Annotated in this window: 13 protein-coding genes; 2 read left to right on the top strand and 11 right to left on the bottom strand. The window is 68.0% G+C overall.

Annotated elements, in window-relative coordinates; all coding sequences use genetic code 11:
- Positions 1–181 precede the first annotated feature (181 nt).
- From B0E52_RS16490 to polA, 3 genes are all read right to left on the bottom strand, one after another.
- Positions 182–2,476, bottom strand: a complete 2,295-nt coding sequence (locus B0E52_RS16490) for an ATP-dependent DNA helicase (RefSeq protein WP_077485616.1) — start codon at positions 2,474–2,476, stop codon at positions 182–184.
- A gap of 26 nt (positions 2,477–2,502) precedes the next feature.
- The gene (locus B0E52_RS16485; RefSeq protein ID WP_077485614.1) at positions 2,503–2,721 is read right to left on the bottom strand and encodes a hypothetical protein; all 219 of its coding nucleotides are present in this window, start codon (positions 2,719–2,721) and stop codon (positions 2,503–2,505) included.
- Between the two features lie 345 nt (positions 2,722–3,066).
- On the bottom strand, positions 3,067–5,817 hold the full coding sequence (gene polA, locus B0E52_RS16480; RefSeq protein WP_077485612.1) for a DNA polymerase I: 2,751 nt from the start codon (positions 5,815–5,817) through the stop codon (positions 3,067–3,069).
- Positions 5,818–5,899: 82 nt separating this feature from the next.
- Here polA and B0E52_RS16475 point away from each other — a divergent pair, with 82 nt between their 5' ends.
- Together B0E52_RS16475 and B0E52_RS16470 are read left to right on the top strand one after the other, a co-directional pair.
- Positions 5,900–6,430, top strand: coding sequence for a DUF2782 domain-containing protein (locus B0E52_RS16475; protein WP_139351732.1), 531 nt, complete (start codon positions 5,900–5,902; stop codon positions 6,428–6,430).
- A gap of 113 nt (positions 6,431–6,543) precedes the next feature.
- Positions 6,544–7,545, top strand: a complete 1,002-nt coding sequence (locus B0E52_RS16470; RefSeq protein WP_077485608.1) for a bile acid:sodium symporter family protein — start codon at positions 6,544–6,546, stop codon at positions 7,543–7,545.
- A gap of 144 nt (positions 7,546–7,689) precedes the next feature.
- On the opposite strand, the gene purH is transcribed toward B0E52_RS16470, so the two are convergent.
- The 8 genes from purH to B0E52_RS16430 all read right to left on the bottom strand — a co-directional run.
- Entirely contained in the window at positions 7,690–9,300 is a 1,611-nt protein-coding gene (purH, locus tag B0E52_RS16465) for a bifunctional phosphoribosylaminoimidazolecarboxamide formyltransferase/IMP cyclohydrolase (protein ID WP_077485606.1), read from the bottom strand.
- Between the two features lie 87 nt (positions 9,301–9,387).
- On the bottom strand, positions 9,388–9,675 hold the full coding sequence (locus B0E52_RS16460) for a helix-turn-helix domain-containing protein (RefSeq protein WP_077485604.1): 288 nt from the start codon (positions 9,673–9,675) through the stop codon (positions 9,388–9,390).
- A 224-nt stretch (positions 9,676–9,899) separates the two neighbouring features.
- A complete protein-coding gene (locus B0E52_RS16455) occupies positions 9,900–10,748 on the bottom strand; it encodes a zinc-ribbon and DUF3426 domain-containing protein (RefSeq protein ID WP_077485602.1) in 849 nt (282 codons plus the stop codon).
- 48 nt (positions 10,749–10,796) lie between these two features.
- Positions 10,797–11,696: a 50S ribosomal protein L11 methyltransferase gene (gene prmA / locus B0E52_RS16450; RefSeq protein WP_077485601.1), complete on the bottom strand. Its 900-nt coding sequence runs from the start codon at positions 11,694–11,696 to the stop codon at positions 10,797–10,799.
- 170 nt (positions 11,697–11,866) lie between these two features.
- Positions 11,867–13,234, bottom strand: a complete 1,368-nt coding sequence (gene accC, locus B0E52_RS16445) for an acetyl-CoA carboxylase biotin carboxylase subunit (protein WP_077485599.1) — start codon at positions 13,232–13,234, stop codon at positions 11,867–11,869.
- Positions 13,235–13,244: 10 nt separating this feature from the next.
- On the bottom strand, positions 13,245–13,703 hold the full coding sequence (accB, locus tag B0E52_RS16440; RefSeq protein ID WP_077485597.1) for an acetyl-CoA carboxylase biotin carboxyl carrier protein: 459 nt from the start codon (positions 13,701–13,703) through the stop codon (positions 13,245–13,247).
- Between the two features lie 56 nt (positions 13,704–13,759).
- On the bottom strand, positions 13,760–14,203 hold the full coding sequence (gene aroQ, locus B0E52_RS16435; RefSeq protein WP_077485595.1) for a type II 3-dehydroquinate dehydratase: 444 nt from the start codon (positions 14,201–14,203) through the stop codon (positions 13,760–13,762).
- A 149-nt stretch (positions 14,204–14,352) separates the two neighbouring features.
- The coding region (locus tag B0E52_RS16430) for a TlpA disulfide reductase family protein (protein ID WP_343124508.1) at positions 14,353–14,985 on the bottom strand (633 nt) is incomplete at its 5' end.

The raw sequence follows: 14,985 nt of genomic DNA, 5'->3' as shown, positions 1-14,985 counted from the left end.
CAATCCTCCTTTCAACCAGAACGCAGGAAGGCGCGATTGTCGGCATCCTCCCCGCAATCCGGCGCCTTGGCAAGAGCCGGCCGGCGGGTTTGGCCACCCAAACAAGCGCGGTCGGAAACAGCGGAAGCAGGGTTTGCTTTCCGATATCGGCAGCCTCGCTGTCGGCTGGAATCGACATGATCTACAAGGGCGTGAGATTGGCGTACGCCGCCACCAGCCACTTGCTGCCGGCGCCGGCAAAATTCACCTGCAGCCGCGTGTGCGCGCCGCTGCCTTCGGCGCTGACCACCACGCCTTCGCCGAAGCTGGGGTGGCTGACGCGCTGGCCGAGCTTGACCGGCAGGTCTTCCTGCAGCGAACTGGTGTCAGTGTAGCGGCCGGCGCCGGCGCCGGCGTAGAGCGGGCGGCTCACCTGCACGCGCGGGCGCACCTCGTCGATCAGTTCGGCGGGCATCTCGGCGAGGAAGCGCGAGGGGCGCGCCAGCATCTCGGTGCCGTGCATGCGGCGCGATTCGGCGTAGCTGATGACCAGGCGATCGCGGGCGCGGGTGATGCCCACGTAGGCGAGCCGGCGCTCCTCTTCCAACCGGCCTTCGTCCTCGGTGGAGCGCTGGCTGGGGAACAGGCCTTCCTCCAGCCCGACCAGGAACACCAGCGGGAACTCCAAGCCCTTGGCCGAGTGCAGCGTCATCAGCTGCACGCAATCGTCCCAGGCCTCGCCCTGGCCCTCGCCCGCTTCCAGCGCGGCATGCGAGAGGAAGGCGGACAGCTCGTCGAGGCCGGCATCGAGGTCCTCCTGGGTGCGCTCGAAGCGGCTGGCCACGTTGACCAGTTCGTCGAGGTTCTCGATACGCGCCTCGCCGTTGCCGCGGCTGTCCTTCTCGTAGTGGTCGCGCAGGCCGGTGTGGGTGAGCACGTGGTCGATCTGCTCGGCGAGGGGCAATGCATTACTCCCCTCTCCCTCCGGGAGAGGGGTTGGGGGAGAGGGTTCGGGCGGAGCGGAAGTTTCCGGCAAGCCCGACCCTTCACCCCGACCCTCTCCCCGCAGGGGAGAGGGAGAAAACGTGCGGCTCATCTCGCCGATCAGGGCGAGGAAGGCCTTCACCGCATTCTTCGCACGCCCGGCCAGTTCGCTGCCGGCGAGTTCGGCCAGCGCGGCTTCCCACATCGACGTGCGCTCGCTGCGGGCGCGGCGGCGCAACACGTCGAGCGTGCGGTCGCCGATGCCGCGCGGCGGGGTGTTCACCGCGCGCTCGAACGAGGCGTCGTCGTGGCGGTTGGCGGTGAGCCGCAGGTAGGCCAGCGCGTCCTTGATCTCGGCGCGCTCGAAGAAGCGCTGGCCGCCGTAGACGCGGTAGGGGATGTTGCGCTGGGTGAGCTGTTCCTCGAAGTTGCGCGACTGCGCGTTGGAGCGGTAGAGGATGGCGCAGTCCTTCGCGCTGCCGTGTTCGGCGATGTATTCGCGGATGCGCTCGACCACGAAGCGCGCCTCGTCCTGCTCGTTGTAGGCGGCGTACAGCGCGATGCGCTCGCCATCGTCGCCGGCGGTCCACAGTTCCTTGCCGAGGCGGCCGCCGTTGCGCGCGATCACGTGGTTCGCGGCCTTGAGGATGGTGGCGGTGGAGCGGTAGTTCTGTTCCAGCTTGATCGTGCGCGCGCCGGGGAAATCCTTGAGGAACTGCTGCATGTTCTCCACCCGCGCGCCACGCCAGCCGTAGATCGACTGGTCGTCATCGCCCACTGCGAAGACCTTGCTGCTGTGGCCGGCGAGCACGCGGATCCACGCGTACTGCAGCGTGTTGGTGTCCTGGAATTCGTCGATCAGCAGGTGCCGCCAGCGGCTCTGGTAATGCTCCAGTACGGCCGGATTCTTCAGCCACAGCTCGTGCGCACGCAGCAGCAGCTCGGCGAAATCGACCAGGCCGGCACGGTGGCAGGCGTCCTCGTAGGCCTGGTAGATGCGCACCAGGGTGTGCGTGACGGGATGGTCGCGGTGCTCGATCGCGTCGGGGCGCTTGCCCTCGTCCTTCCAGCCGTTGATCGTCCAGGTGGCCTGGCGCGGCGGAAAGCGCGCCTCGTCCAGCCCCAGTCCCGCTATCACGCGCTTCACCAGTCGCTGCTGGTCGTCGGCGTCGAGGATCTGGAAGCCTTCCGGCAGTCCGGCCTCGCGCCAGTGCCGGCGCAGCAGGCGGTGGGCGATGCCGTGGAAGGTGCCCACGGTGAGTCCTTGCGTACCGCCGGGAATCAGCGACTCCAGCCGCGCGCGCATCTCGCCCGCGGCCTTGTTGGTGAAGGTGACGGCGAGGATCGCCCATGGCGGCACCCGCTCCACCTGGGTGAGCCAGCCGATGCGGCGCGTGAGCACGCTGGTCTTGCCGGAGCCGGCGCCGGCGAGGACGAGATAGTGGCCAAGCGGGGCGCAGACGGCTTCGCGTTGCGCGTCGTTGAGCGTGTCGATCAGGTGCGAGACATCCATCGCACCCATTGTAGCGGCTGCGGTGTTCAGCCCTTCTTGAAGAAACCGCCGATGGCCAGCAATGCGCCCACCACGATGCCGGCGACGCCCAGCCACTGCGGGAAGGCCTTGTCGTGCGTGGCGGTGAGCTTGGCCGAGCCGAGTTGCACCAGCGTGTCGGTCTGCTGGTAGCCGCCGTGGCCGAACACCACCCACAGGCCGGCGACGAGCAGGACGAGGCCGATGACGATCAGTGCGAAGCGCATGGATATTTTCCGCGATGGAACGGGCTTCGAGTATGCCGGGGCGGCCCGTGCAGATGAAGTGGAGAGCAGTCTGGCCGCGACTCCCATCTTCGCGATCATGGACGAACGCACGAATACAACCCATAAAAAGGCCCCGAAGGCCAGGGGGTGCCTTCGGGGCCGGGGGAGGCGGAAACCCAGGGGAGAGGTTCCGCGTCCGGGTGGCTGTCCAGGGAGGTGTCCAGCCATGGATGCCGTTGCGTGCATCCGATGATTGAGAACGCGCGAATCCGGAAAAGTTCTACAGCCGGTGCAAAAAAAGTCAGGTTCGATTCATTTCACGGAAACCCAACAACTGGGGCGGACTCAATGTGCCTCGTCCCAATTCGCGCCTACGCCCACGTCGACGATCAGCGGCACCGCCAGTGCGGCGGCGCCCTGCATGCGCTCGCGTACGCCTTCGCGTACCACGTCCACGGCGTCGGCACGCACCTCGAACACCAGTTCGTCGTGCACCTGCATCAGCATGTGGGCGTCGTCGCGCGCCTTCAGCCACGCGGCCACGGCAATCATCGCGCGCTTGATGATGTCGGCGGCGCTGCCCTGCATCGGCGCGTTCACCGCGGCGCGCTCGGCGCCGGCGCGATGGGCCTGGTTGCGGGACTGCAGGTTCTCCAGGTACAGGCGGCGGCCGAAGATCGTCTCCACGTAGCCGTCGCGATGCGCCTGTTCGCGGGTGGCCTCCATGAAGGCGTGCACGCCGGGGTAGCGGGCGAAGTAGCGGGCCATGTAGTCGCCGGCCTCGCCGCGGTCGATGCCGAGCTGGCGGGCGAGGCCGAACGCGCTCATGCCGTACATCAGGCCGAAGTTGATCGCCTTGGCGGCGCGGCGCTGGTTGCTGGTGACTTGTTCGGGCTTGAGGCCGAACACCTCGGCGGCGGTGGCGCGGTGCACGTCGCCGCCTTCGTGGAAGGCCTTCAGCAGGCCTTCGTCGCCGGACAGGTGGGCCATGATGCGCAGCTCGATCTGCGAGTAGTCCGCCGCCATCACCTTCCAGCCCGGCGGCGCGATGAAGGCCTGGCGGATGCGGCGACCTTCCTCGGTGCGCACCGGGATGTTCTGCAGGTTCGGATCGGTGGAGGAGATCCGTCCGGTGGCCACCGCGCCCTGGTGGTAGCTGGTGTGCACGCGGCCGGTGCGCGGGTTCACCGTGCCGGCCAGCTTGTCGGTATAGGTGGAGCGCAGCTTGGCGAGGCCGCGGTAGTCGAGGATCAGCTTCGGCAGCGCATGCGCGTCGGCGATCGCCTCCAGCGCTTCCTCGTTGGTCGACGGCTGTCCGGTGGGCGTCTTGAGTTTCGCCGGCAGTCCCAGTTCGTCGAACAGGATCGCCTGCAATTGCTTCGGCGAATCGAGGTTGAACTCGCGCCCGGCCTCCTTGTACGCCTGCTGCTGCAATTCCAGCATGCGCTTGCCGAGCTGCTGGCTCTGCTTGCGCAACTCCGCCACGTCGATCAGCACGCCGCGCTGCTCCATGCCGGCCAGCACGGGAATGAGCGGGATCTCGATGTTCTCGTAGACCGAGCGCAGGCTGGGCACGCTCTCCAGTAGCGGCCACAGCGCGTGGTGCAGGCGCAGGGTGATGTCGGCGTCCTCGGCGGCGTAGCGGCAGGCGGTGTCCAGGTCCACCTGCGAGAACGGGATCTGCTTCGCGCCCTTGCCGGCCACCTCCTCGTACTTCACGGTGTCGTAGCCGAGGTAACGCTTCGCCAGCGAATCCATGTCGTGCCGCGTAGCAGTGGCGTTCCACACGTAGGACTCCAGCATGCTGTCGTGGCGCACGCCCGCCACCGCGATGCCGTAGTGCGACAGGATGTTGATGTCGTACTTCGCGTGCTGGCCCAGCTTGGGGCGGCTGGCGTCCTCGAAGATCGGCTTCAGCGCGGCGAGCACCGCAGCGCGCGCCAGCTGTGCGGGCGCGCCGGGATAGTCGTGCGCCAGTGGCACGTAGCAGGCCTTGCCCGGTTCCACCGCCAGCGACAGGCCCACGATATCGGCCAGCATCGGATCGATGCTGGTGGTCTCGGTGTCGAAGGCGATCAGCGGCGCATTGCGCAGCTTGTCCAGCCAGGCGTCGAATTGCGCCTGCGTGGTGACGAGTTCGTATTCGCCGGGCGCGGCATTGCTTGGTGGGAGCGCACCCTGTGCGCGATGCTCGGGCTCTGGTGCTGCATCGAGTTTTTCGCGCACGGGGTGCGCTCCTGCAGAGGTATCTCCGGAGGAATCCAGGTCCTTCAGCGCCGCCTTGAACTCGTAGCGCGTGTACAGCTCGCGCAGTGCCGCGGTGTCGGCCTCGCGCAGGGCAAGGTCGGCGGGACCCTGTTCCAGCGCCACGTCGGTCTTGATCGTCACCAGTGCGCGCGACAGCGGCAGCTGCGGCAGCGCTTCGCGCAGGCTCTCGCCGATCTTGCCGCCGATCTTGTCCGCGTTCGCGATCACGCCGTCCAGCGAGCCGTATTCGGCGATCCATTTAGCGGCGGTCTTGGGGCCGCACTTGGGCACGCCGGGCACGTTGTCCACGGTGTCGCCCACCAGGGTGAGGTAGTCGACGATGCGCTCGGGCGGCACGCCGAATTTCTCGATCACGCCGTCGCGGTCCATCGTGGTGCTGGTCATGGTGTTGACCAGGGTGACGCCGGGGCCGACCAGCTGGGCCATGTCCTTGTCGCCGGTGGAGATCTCCACCTCGATGCCGGCGCGTTGTGCCTGCACGGCGAGCGTGCCGATCACGTCGTCGGCTTCGACACCACCGATGCGCAGGATGGGGAAACCCAGCGCGCCCACGATCGCCAGCATCGGCTCGATCTGCACGCGCAGGTCGCCCGGCATCGGCGGGCGGTTCGCCTTGTAGTGCTCATACAGCTCATCGCGGAAGGTGGGGCCGGAAGCATCGCTGACGAAGGCCAGGTAGTCGGGCTTTGCCTTCAGCGTGGCGCGCAGCATGTTGACCACGCCGAACAGCGCGCCAGTAGGTTCGCCTTGCGCGTTGGTCAGCGGCGGCAGCGCGTGGAAGGCGCGGTACAGGTAGGAGGAACCGTCGATCAGGATGAGCTTGGGCATGCCTTCGATTCTCGCACGGCGAGGTTCACGGGGCAGCAGCGGAGGCGCTGCTATGCTGCGGCTCCCCATCGAGGTCGCCGTCATGAAACCTGCTGCCTGCCTGCTCGCCCTCACGGCCTTCGTCGCGCTGCCGGTCTGTGCGCAGTCCAGCAGCCAGCAACCGTCGAAGTTCGCGCCGGCCCCGCCGCCGCCGGGCATGAACGATCCGGGCGTGCAGGCGGTGGCGCCACCTGCCAAGCCGGCCTCGAGCAGCAGCGGCAGCACGCCGGCCGAGGTCATGGCCACGCCCTTGCCGGGCAAGCCGATCCCGCTGCCCGCGATGCCGGGCGACAAGGGTGCGTCGCAGACGGCCAAGGGTGATTCACCGGCGGATGATGTCACGGTGCACACCGAGGGCGATGCGGTCTACCAGGAGTACCGCCGCAACGGTCGCGTCTACATGGTGGTGGTCACCCAGAAGAACGGGTTGTCCTACACCTACATGGTGGACAGCAATGGCGTGATGCGCGCCACCGAGGGCGCGCCGCCGGTGCGCCCGGTGATGTACAAGGTCCTGGAGTGGGGCGGCAGCAAGCCGGCCACATCCGACAGCGGCAACGACAACGGCCGCTGAGCTTCGGCGGTTGCGGCGACGGATGGCGATGACGACGCAGGCGCGCAGCTTCCGGGATTGATTTGCCACGGTCGCACCGCTGCAATACGCGTTCCTCGTTGCCGGTGTCACGCATGCTCCGCCGTTTCCTGCCCGATCGCTTCACCTGCGCGCTGCTGCTGACCGTGCTGCTGTCCAGCGTGCTGCCCTGCCGCGGCGCGTGGGCCACGGCGTTCGGCTGGCTCACCGACGGCGCGATCATGCTGCTGTTCTTCCTGCACGGCGCCAAGCTGTCGCGGCAGGCGGTGCTGGCGGGCGTCACGCACTGGAGGCTGCATCTCGTCGTGCTGGGCAGCACCTTCGTGCTGTTCCCGCTGATGGGCTGGGCGTTGCGCCCGCTGCTGGCGCCGCTGGTGACGCCGAGCCTGTACCTTGGCGTGCTGTTCCTGTGCACCCTGCCGTCCACGGTGCAGTCGTCGATCGCGTTCACCTCGATCGCGCGCGGGAATGTCTCCGCCGCGGTGTGCGCGGCCTCGGCGTCCAGTCTGCTCGGCATCTTCATCACGCCGTTGTGGGCGGGTTTGCTGCTGGAGTCGGGCGGGAGTGGCGGCATGTCCTGGCATGCGCTGGGCGAGATCGTCAGCCTGCTGCTCGTGCCGTTCGTGGCGGGGCAGGTGGCGCAGCGCTGGATCGGTGGCTGGGTGCAGCGCCATCGCCCGCTGGTCGGTGTGGTCGACCAGGGTTCGATCCTGCTGGTGGTCTACACCGCGTTCAGCGCCTCGGTGCTGGAAGGCCTGTGGAAGCAGGTGCCGCTGCCGGTGCTCGGCGGTGTGGTGCTGGTCTGCGTGGTGCTGCTGGCGCTCGCGTTGCTGAGTACCACCCAGGGTGCGCGCGCGCTGGGTTTCGGCAAGGAAGACGAGATCACCATCGTGTTCTGCGGCTCCAAGAAAAGCCTCGCAAGCGGCGTGCCGATGGCGAAGGTGCTGTTCGCCGGGCACCCAGTGGGCATGATCGTGCTGCCGCTGATGCTGTTCCACCAGATCCAGCTGATGGTGTGCGCGGTGCTGGCGCGGCGGTATGCGCGGCGGGGCGAGGCGATCTCGCCAGATGAAGGGGATACGGCGCCGGCGGATTGAGCGGGTATCCGTCGCCACCGTGATCGCGACGTAGGAGCGCATCTTGTGCGCGAACGCTCTTCGTCACGTTACGGAAAAGCATCGCGCACAGGGTGCGCTCCTATGTCAATCCATGCCGGGGTGCTTGATTGACTTCCGCCACTTTCAGTGACGGAAGTGCCTCATCCCCGTGAACACCATCGCCAGGCCGTGTTCGTCGGCGGCGGCGATCACCTCGGCGTCGCGCATCGAGCCGCCGGGCTGGATCACCGCGCTGATGCCGGCGGCCGCGGCGGCGTCAATGCCGTCGCGGAACGGGAAGAACGCGTCGCTGGCCATCACCGAGCCGCGCACTTCCAGCTTCTCGTCGGCGGCCTTGATGCCGGCGATCTTTGCGCTGTACACGCGGCTCATCTGGCCGGCGCCGATGCCGATGGTCTGGCGATCCTTGGCGTAGACGATGGCGTTGGACTTCACGAACTTCGCCACCTTCCACGCGAAGATCAGGTCGTCGATCTGCTGCGGCGTGGGCGCCAGCCTGGTCACCACCTTGAGGTCCGCGGCCTTGACCATGCCGGTGTCGGCGGTCTGGATCAGCAGGCCCGAGCCGACGCGCTTGGACTGGTTGCCCGGATGCGCAGCGACCAGGTCGGTGCCCGGCGGCACCGGAATCTCCAGCACGCGCACGTTGCCCTTCTTCGCGAACGCCTTCAGCGCGTCCTCGCCATACGACGGCGCCAGCACGACCTCGACGAACTGGCGCGACACGATGGCCTGCGCGGTGGCGCCGTCGAGCTCGCGGTTGAACGCGATGATGCCGCCGAAGGCCGAGGTGGGGTCGGTCTGGTAGGCGAGGTCGTAGGCCTTGGCTATGCCGTCCAGGCTCACCGCCACGCCGCAGGGGTTGGCGTGCTTCACGATCACGCAGGCCGGCTTGACGAAGCTGCGCACGCATTCCCATGCCGCGTCGGCGTCGGCGATGTTGTTGAACGAGAGTTCCTTGCCCTGCAGCTGGCGGAACGTGGCCAGCGTGCCCGGCGCCGGATACAGGTCGCGGTAGAACGCGGCGCTCTGGTGCGGGTTCTCGCCGTAGCGCAGGTCCATCAGCTTGACGAAGCGGCCGTTGGCCTGGCCGGGGAAGGCTTCGTGGCCGGCGATGGCATCGTGCGCCTCGTCGAGCTTGAGGCCCGAGAGGTAGTCACTGATCGCGCCGTCGTAGTTGGCCACGTTGTTGAACGCGGCGACCGCCAGCTGGAAGCGCGTGGCGCGGCTGAGGCCGCCGTGCTGCTCGATCTCGGCCAGCGCGCCGTCGTACTGGTCGGGCGAGGTGAGCACGCCCACGTCGTTCCAGTTCTTCGCGGCCGAACGCAGCATCGCCGGGCCGCCGATGTCGATGTTCTCGATGGCGTCTTCCAGCGTGCAGCCCGGCTTGGCCACGGTGGCCTCGAACGGGTAGAGGTTCAGCACCAAGAGGTCGATCGGCGCGATGCCGAGTTCCGCCATCACCGCGTCGTCGGTGCCGCGCCGGCCGAGCAGGCCGCCGTGCACCTTGGGGTGCAGGGTCTTGACGCGGCCGTCCATGATCTCGGGGAAACCGGTGAGCTCGCTGACGTCCTGCACCGCGATGCCAGCCTCGCGCAGCACTTTCGCGCTGCCGCCGGTGGAAAGCAGCTCCACGCCCCTGGCGGCGAGGCGGCGGCCCAGCTCGATCAGTCCGGTCTTGTCGGAAACGCTGAGCAGGGCGCGGCGGACGGGGACGGCGGCGGGGGTGGACATGGCGGCTTCCAGGCGGGAAAGCTGCCGATTATAGCCGAGTCCGGGGTGTGGCCGTCGTTTGGACGGCCAAATGGGACAGGTGGGGAATTACAGCAGGCCGTGCGCGGCCAGCTTCTTGCGCAGCGTGGCGCGGTTGATGCCGAGCGCCACCGCGGCGCGGCTCTGGTTGCCGTCGTGGAACGCCAGCACCTCGCGCAGCAGCGGACCTTCCACTTCGCGGATCACCAGCGCGTGCAGGCCTTCGCCGCAGTCTGCGCCGCCGAGGTCGGCGAGATAACGGCGCACGGTGCGGCTGACGCATTCGCCCAGCGCACTCTGCGAGGCGACCGGACGGGTGGCCTCGGTGGCTGGCAATCTCACGGCATTCACTGACATTTCCCTCTGTGTGTCTTGCGCGGCTGCTTGGGCCGCTGCTTCTGATTGTCTTCCGCGACCGCGTCGGCGGTCCTTCCGCGCATGCCGGTGACGATGTGCGGAAGCACGGAGTCTACCCGCGAGTGCCGCGAATTTTAAGTGCTGCGTACGTTCAAAAAGCGCGATTGGGCACTTGCATTTCCCGGCGCCTGCGGTGCCGTCCGTATCGCGGAGCCCGCGATGCGTTACTCGAAGCCGAACTCGTATGCGACCGCTTGGTCGCCGGGATCCTGGACTTCCAGCAACAAGGCCGTGGTCGCGCCGGGAGCGAGGCCGCGATCCAGCACGGCGGGATCGTCCAGGTAGTCGGTGGGCAGCAGGCGGCGCATCGTCAGCCGGTGGCCTTGCGCGTCCTCCAGCGTGACCACGACCACCGGCCAGGGCTGCGCGAACGCGGCCTCGTTGCGCAGGCTGAGGCTGATCATCAGCGCGTGCGCGGCATTGGGATGGCTCTCGACGTTGCTGGCGAGCAGGCGCAATTGCTGTGGCTCGGCGACCAGCGGCAGGTGGCAGTCGAACGCGTTGCAGGCGCCGCGCAACCAGCCGCCGACCAGCGGGTCGCGGATCAGGCCGTCGCGGCCGATCCACGCCAGTTGCAGCCCGAGCGCCACCGCGAGCGTGCCGCAGACCAGCACCCAAGGCCAGCGTCGCGGCGTCGCGGCGTCGCGACGCGGACGACGCTTGCGGTCCGCTCGTACCGGCTTGCGTTGGCGCGCGTTTTTCGCGAAACGCGGCGTGAACACCAGTTGCGAGAAATCTTCCGCGGCCGGCGTCGCCGTCTCCGCCACGACCACCGCCGGTTCCGGCGCCGGCGGTTGCGGCCGGTACACCACCAATTCGATGCGCGGCGGCACCAGCGCCTGGTCGTTCACCGGCAGTTCCTGGAACGGTTCCGGCGGCAACTGCTCGCTGAGCGTGGCGAGGCTGTCGAAGCCGGCGCCGCAATGCCCGCACATCACGTAGCCATGCGCCTGCACCAGCGCTTGCGCGCCAAGCGAGAACACGGACAGGCATTCGGGGCATTGCGTATACATGCGGGCCGTGGCAGTGAGCGAGCCGCCAGCTTAGCAGGCGGTCGCGGCTCAGCCGCGACGCGTTCCGCTGATGCGTACCCAGCCTTCGCGCGTGTCCACCCGCAGCGCGTCGAACCACTCGGCGTAGCGCGCCAGCAGTTCGTCCTGCTGGCCGTCGAGGATGCCGGAGATCGCGAACGGCGCGCCGGATTTCGCGGCGATGGCGAAGGTGGGCGCGAGCTCGCCGAGCGGGCCGGCGAGGATGTTCGCGACGAACACGTCGGCCGGTTCGCTCGCGTGATCCTCGGGCAGGAACAGTGCGAGGCGTTCGGCCACGCCGTTGCGCTCGGCGTTGTCGCGCGAGGCGAGCAGTGCCTGCGGATCGTTGTCCACGCCGACCGTGCTGGCGGCGCCGAGCTTCAACGCGGCGATGGCGAGGATGCCGGAGCCGCAGCCGTAGTCGGTGACGGTCTTGCCGGCGAGCGAGAGCCCGTCCAGCCACTCCAGGCACAACGCCGTGGTGGGGTGCGTTCCGCTGCCGAAGGCGAGGCCGGGATCGAGGCGCACCACGACGCGTTCGTCGTCCGCGGGCGGCTCGATGTTCCACGGATAGATCCACAGCCGCCGGCCGAAAGGCATCGGCTGGTACTGGTCCATCCACGCGCGCTCCCAGTCCTGGTCCTCGACCGCGCGGAAGTCCAGTTGGTCCGGCTCCAGCCACGGCAGCAGTTCGCCTAGCGCTTCGCTCAGGCCGCGCCGGTCCGTGTCCGCGTCGAACAACGCGTTCAGCGTGATCGTCGGCCACAGTGGCAGCTCGCCCACGCCGGGCTCGAAGATCGCCTGCTCGTCCGGCGTCTCCGCATCGGCGTCGCGCAGCGTGATCGACAGCGCGCCGAGATCCTCCAGCGCCTCCTCCACGCGAGGCTGCTGTTCGAGGCGGGCGGTGAGGGAGAGTTCGAGGAAGGGCATGGGGCGAAGTCCACTCCCTCTCCCCGTCGGGGAGAGGGTTGGGGTGAGGGATGTTCTGGCGATGGAGTCTGATTGAGCGGGCTTTGTCCTGGGCTTGTCGCAAGCCCCGTCCCCTCACCTCAATCCTCTCCCCGGAGGGGAGAGGAGGCAAACGCGAGAAGCGCGTTGTCTTATTGAAGCAGGCCGGCCTTTTCCTTCTGCTCCGCCATCCGCTTTTCGAGGTAGTGGATGTTCTGGCCGCCGTGCTGGAAACCCACGTCGGCCATGATCCGTTGCTGCAGCGGAATGTTGCACTTCACGCCTTCGATCACCGTCTCGGCGAGCGCGAGGCGCATGCGCGCGATGGCGGTGGCGCGGTCGGGGCCGTAGACGATCAGCTTGCCGATCATCGAGTCGTAGTTCGGCGGGATGCGGTAGCCGTCGTACAGGTGGGTGTCCACGCGCACGCCGGGACCACCGGGCGCCTCGAAGCGTTTCACCGTGCCGGGGCAGGGCAGGAACGTGTCCGGATCCTCGGCGTTGATGCGGCACTCGATGGCGTGGCCGTGGATCTGGATGTCTTCCTGCCGGATCGACAGCTTCTCGCCGCCGGCGATCAGCAGCTGCTCGCGCACCAGATCCACGCCGGTGATGAACTCGGTCACCGGGTGCTCGACCTGGATGCGGGTGTTCATCTCGATGAAGTAGAAGCGGCCGTTCTCGAACAGGAATTCGAAGGTGCCGGCGCCGCGGTAGCCGATGCGGATGCAGGCGTCCACGCAGACTTTGCCGATCTCGGCGCGCAGCTCCGGCGTGATGCCCGGTGCCGGCGCTTCCTCGACCACCTTCTGGTGGCGGCGCTGCATCGAGCAGTCGCGTTCGCCGAGGTGGATCGCGTTGCCCTGGCCATCGGCCAGCACCTGGATCTCCACGTGGCGCGGGTTCTCCAGGAATTTCTCCATGTAGACCATGTCGTTGCCAAAGGCCGACTTGGCCTCCTGCTTGGTCATCACGATGGAGTTGCCGAGGTGCGCCTCGGTACGCACCACGCGCATGCCGCGACCGCCACCGCCGCCGGCCGCCTTGATGATGACGGGGTAGCCGATCTCGCGCGCGATGCGCAGGTTTGTCTCGATGTCCTCGCCCAGCGGGCCGCCGGAGCCGGGCACGCAGGGCACGCCGGCGGACTTCATCGCCTTGATCGCCTCCACCTTGTCGCCCATCAGGCGGATTACGTCCGCCGTGGGGCCGATGAAGACGAAGCCCGACTGCTCCACCTGTTCGGCGAAGTCGGCGCGCTCGGACAGGAAGCCGTAGCCCGGGTGGATCGCCTGGGCGTCGGAAATCTCCGCCGCCGCGATGATGCGCGGGATGTTGAGGTAGCTGTCGGCGGACGGCGCCGGACCGATGCAGATCGCCTCGTCGGCGAGGCCGACGTGCTTGAGGTTGCGGTCGGCGGTGGAGTGCACCGCCACCGTCTTGATGCCGAGGCTGTGGCACGCGCGCAGCACGCGCAGCGCGATCTCGCCGCGGTTGGCTATGAGGACCTTCTCGAGCATCCGGGCGGCCTCAGGCAATCACGAACATCGGCTGGTCGAACTCGACCGGCTGGCTGTTCTCGACCAGGATCGCCTGGATGGTGCCGGCCACGTCGGCCTCGATCTGGTTGAACATCTTCATCGCCTCGATGACGCCCAGCGTCTCGCCGGCCTTCACCTGCTGGCCGACCTTGACGAACGGCGCCGCACCCGGCGAGGACGAGGCATAGAACGTGCCGACCATCGGCGCCTTCACCACATGGCCGGCAGGCAGCGCATTGGCGGCGGGCGCTTCGGCGACCGCGGCAGGAGCGGGTGCGGCGGCCACCGGGGCGGGCGCCATCATCACCGGCGCGGGCGCGGCCACGGCCGCGCCGCCCTTGGGCACGCGCGACAGGCGCACCACTTCCTCGCCCTCCTTGATTTCGAGTTCGGCGAGGTTGGACTCCTCGAGCAGGTCGATCAGCTTCTTGATCTTGCGCAGATCCATGGGATGGCCTTCATGTCATTACGTCGCCCGCGGGCGACGGGAAAGGGAAACTCGGGTCAGCGTGCCGCCAGCCGGGCGATCGCCGCTTCCAGCGCCAGCCGGTAGCTGTCCGCGCCGAAGCCGCAGATCACGCCCACCGCGATGTCCGACAGGTAGGAGTGGTGGCGGAACGGCTCGCGGGTGTGCACGTTGGACAGATGCACTTCGATCAGCGGAATCGCCACTGCGGCGAACGCGTCGCGCAGCGCGATGCTGGTATGGGTGAACGCGCCGGCATTGCACAGGATCGTCGCCACCTGTTCGTCGCGCGCCTGCTGCACCCGGCCGACCAGTTCGTGCTCGGCATTGGACTGGAACCAGCTGAGCTCATGCCCGGCGGCCTGCGCCTGCGCGGCCAGCCGGCCGTCGATGTCGGCCAGCGTGTCGCGTCCGTAGATCGCCGGCTCGCGGGCGCCCAGCAGGTTGAGGTTGGGCCCGTGCAGGACCAGGATCTTCGCCACACCATACCTTCGACGACGTCCGGAGAACCCGGAACGGGCGAAGTTTGCGCGCTGTTCCGGATGTTGTCCAGTTCGACGCAGATCGGCGATGTTTGAAGGAGAAGTGCGTCACTCTCCGTGCGCTGACGTATGCGAGGTGACTCTTGCGATCATCCCTGCTCGCGAAGATCAAACGGGCGGCCATCCATGGCCGCACTCCTCATAAGCCATTGATCGAGCGTGGCGGTATCGAGCGGGCCACGATGGGTGGCGATCACGCGCCCATCGGCGCCGATCAACACGCTGTAAGGCAATATTTCGCCGCTATCGCCCCACAGCAGCGAGGTGCTTGGCGGCTCCATCCGACCCAGCAAGATCGGGAAACGCACCGGATGATGGTCGAGAAAGGCACGAACCCGCGCGGACTCGTCCATCGCGATTCCCAGCACGACAGGTCCGTTTTCGCCGAACTTGGCCTGCATCTTGTCCAGCGCCGGCAGCTCGTCCAGGCACGGCCCGCACCAGCTGGCCCAGAAATTCAGGAGCACGCGACGGCCGCGATAATCGGCCAGCCGGTGCGGATGTCCCTGCAAATCCGGCAGCTCCAGTGCGGGCGCGGGCTCGCCCACCTGTGCCACCACCACGCCCGCCGGCACCCGTGCCAGCCGGCTCTCGTGCTGCAGCCAGCCGCCCAGTGCGGCGGCGAGCACCGCCACCGCGAGAATCACGAGGTTGTCGCGACTCAGCACGGCGAAGTGCTCCCTCTCCCCCGAAGTCCTTCGGGGGAGAGGGTTGGGGTGAGG

The organism is Rhodanobacter sp. C06 (genome assembly GCF_002001105.1).
GTDB lineage: Bacteria > Pseudomonadota > Gammaproteobacteria > Xanthomonadales > Rhodanobacteraceae > Rhodanobacter_A.
Note: the sequence above shows the minus strand (reverse complement) of the source record. Positions and strands in the feature narration are given on the sequence as shown.

What these genes read in the sequence shown, in the direction of transcription:
- B0E52_RS16490 (WP_077485616.1), bottom strand. Translation starts at nt 2,476, where the DNA reads ATGGATGTCTCGCACCTGATCGACACGCTCAACGACGCGCAACGCGAA.
- B0E52_RS16485 (WP_077485614.1), bottom strand. Translation starts at nt 2,721, where the DNA reads ATGCGCTTCGCACTGATCGTCATCGGCCTCGTCCTGCTCGTCGCCGGC.
- polA (WP_077485612.1), bottom strand. Translation starts at nt 5,817, where the DNA reads ATGCCCAAGCTCATCCTGATCGACGGTTCCTCCTACCTGTACCGCGCC.
- B0E52_RS16475 (WP_139351732.1), top strand. Translation starts at nt 5,900, where the DNA reads ATGAAACCTGCTGCCTGCCTGCTCGCCCTCACGGCCTTCGTCGCGCTG.
- B0E52_RS16470 (WP_077485608.1), top strand. Translation starts at nt 6,544, where the DNA reads ATGCTCCGCCGTTTCCTGCCCGATCGCTTCACCTGCGCGCTGCTGCTG.
- purH (WP_077485606.1), bottom strand. Translation starts at nt 9,300, where the DNA reads ATGTCCACCCCCGCCGCCGTCCCCGTCCGCCGCGCCCTGCTCAGCGTT.
- B0E52_RS16460 (WP_077485604.1), bottom strand. Translation starts at nt 9,675, where the DNA reads ATGTCAGTGAATGCCGTGAGATTGCCAGCCACCGAGGCCACCCGTCCG.
- B0E52_RS16455 (WP_077485602.1), bottom strand. Translation starts at nt 10,748, where the DNA reads ATGTATACGCAATGCCCCGAATGCCTGTCCGTGTTCTCGCTTGGCGCG.
- prmA (WP_077485601.1), bottom strand. Translation starts at nt 11,696, where the DNA reads ATGCCCTTCCTCGAACTCTCCCTCACCGCCCGCCTCGAACAGCAGCCT.
- accC (WP_077485599.1), bottom strand. Translation starts at nt 13,234, where the DNA reads ATGCTCGAGAAGGTCCTCATAGCCAACCGCGGCGAGATCGCGCTGCGC.
- accB (WP_077485597.1), bottom strand. Translation starts at nt 13,703, where the DNA reads ATGGATCTGCGCAAGATCAAGAAGCTGATCGACCTGCTCGAGGAGTCC.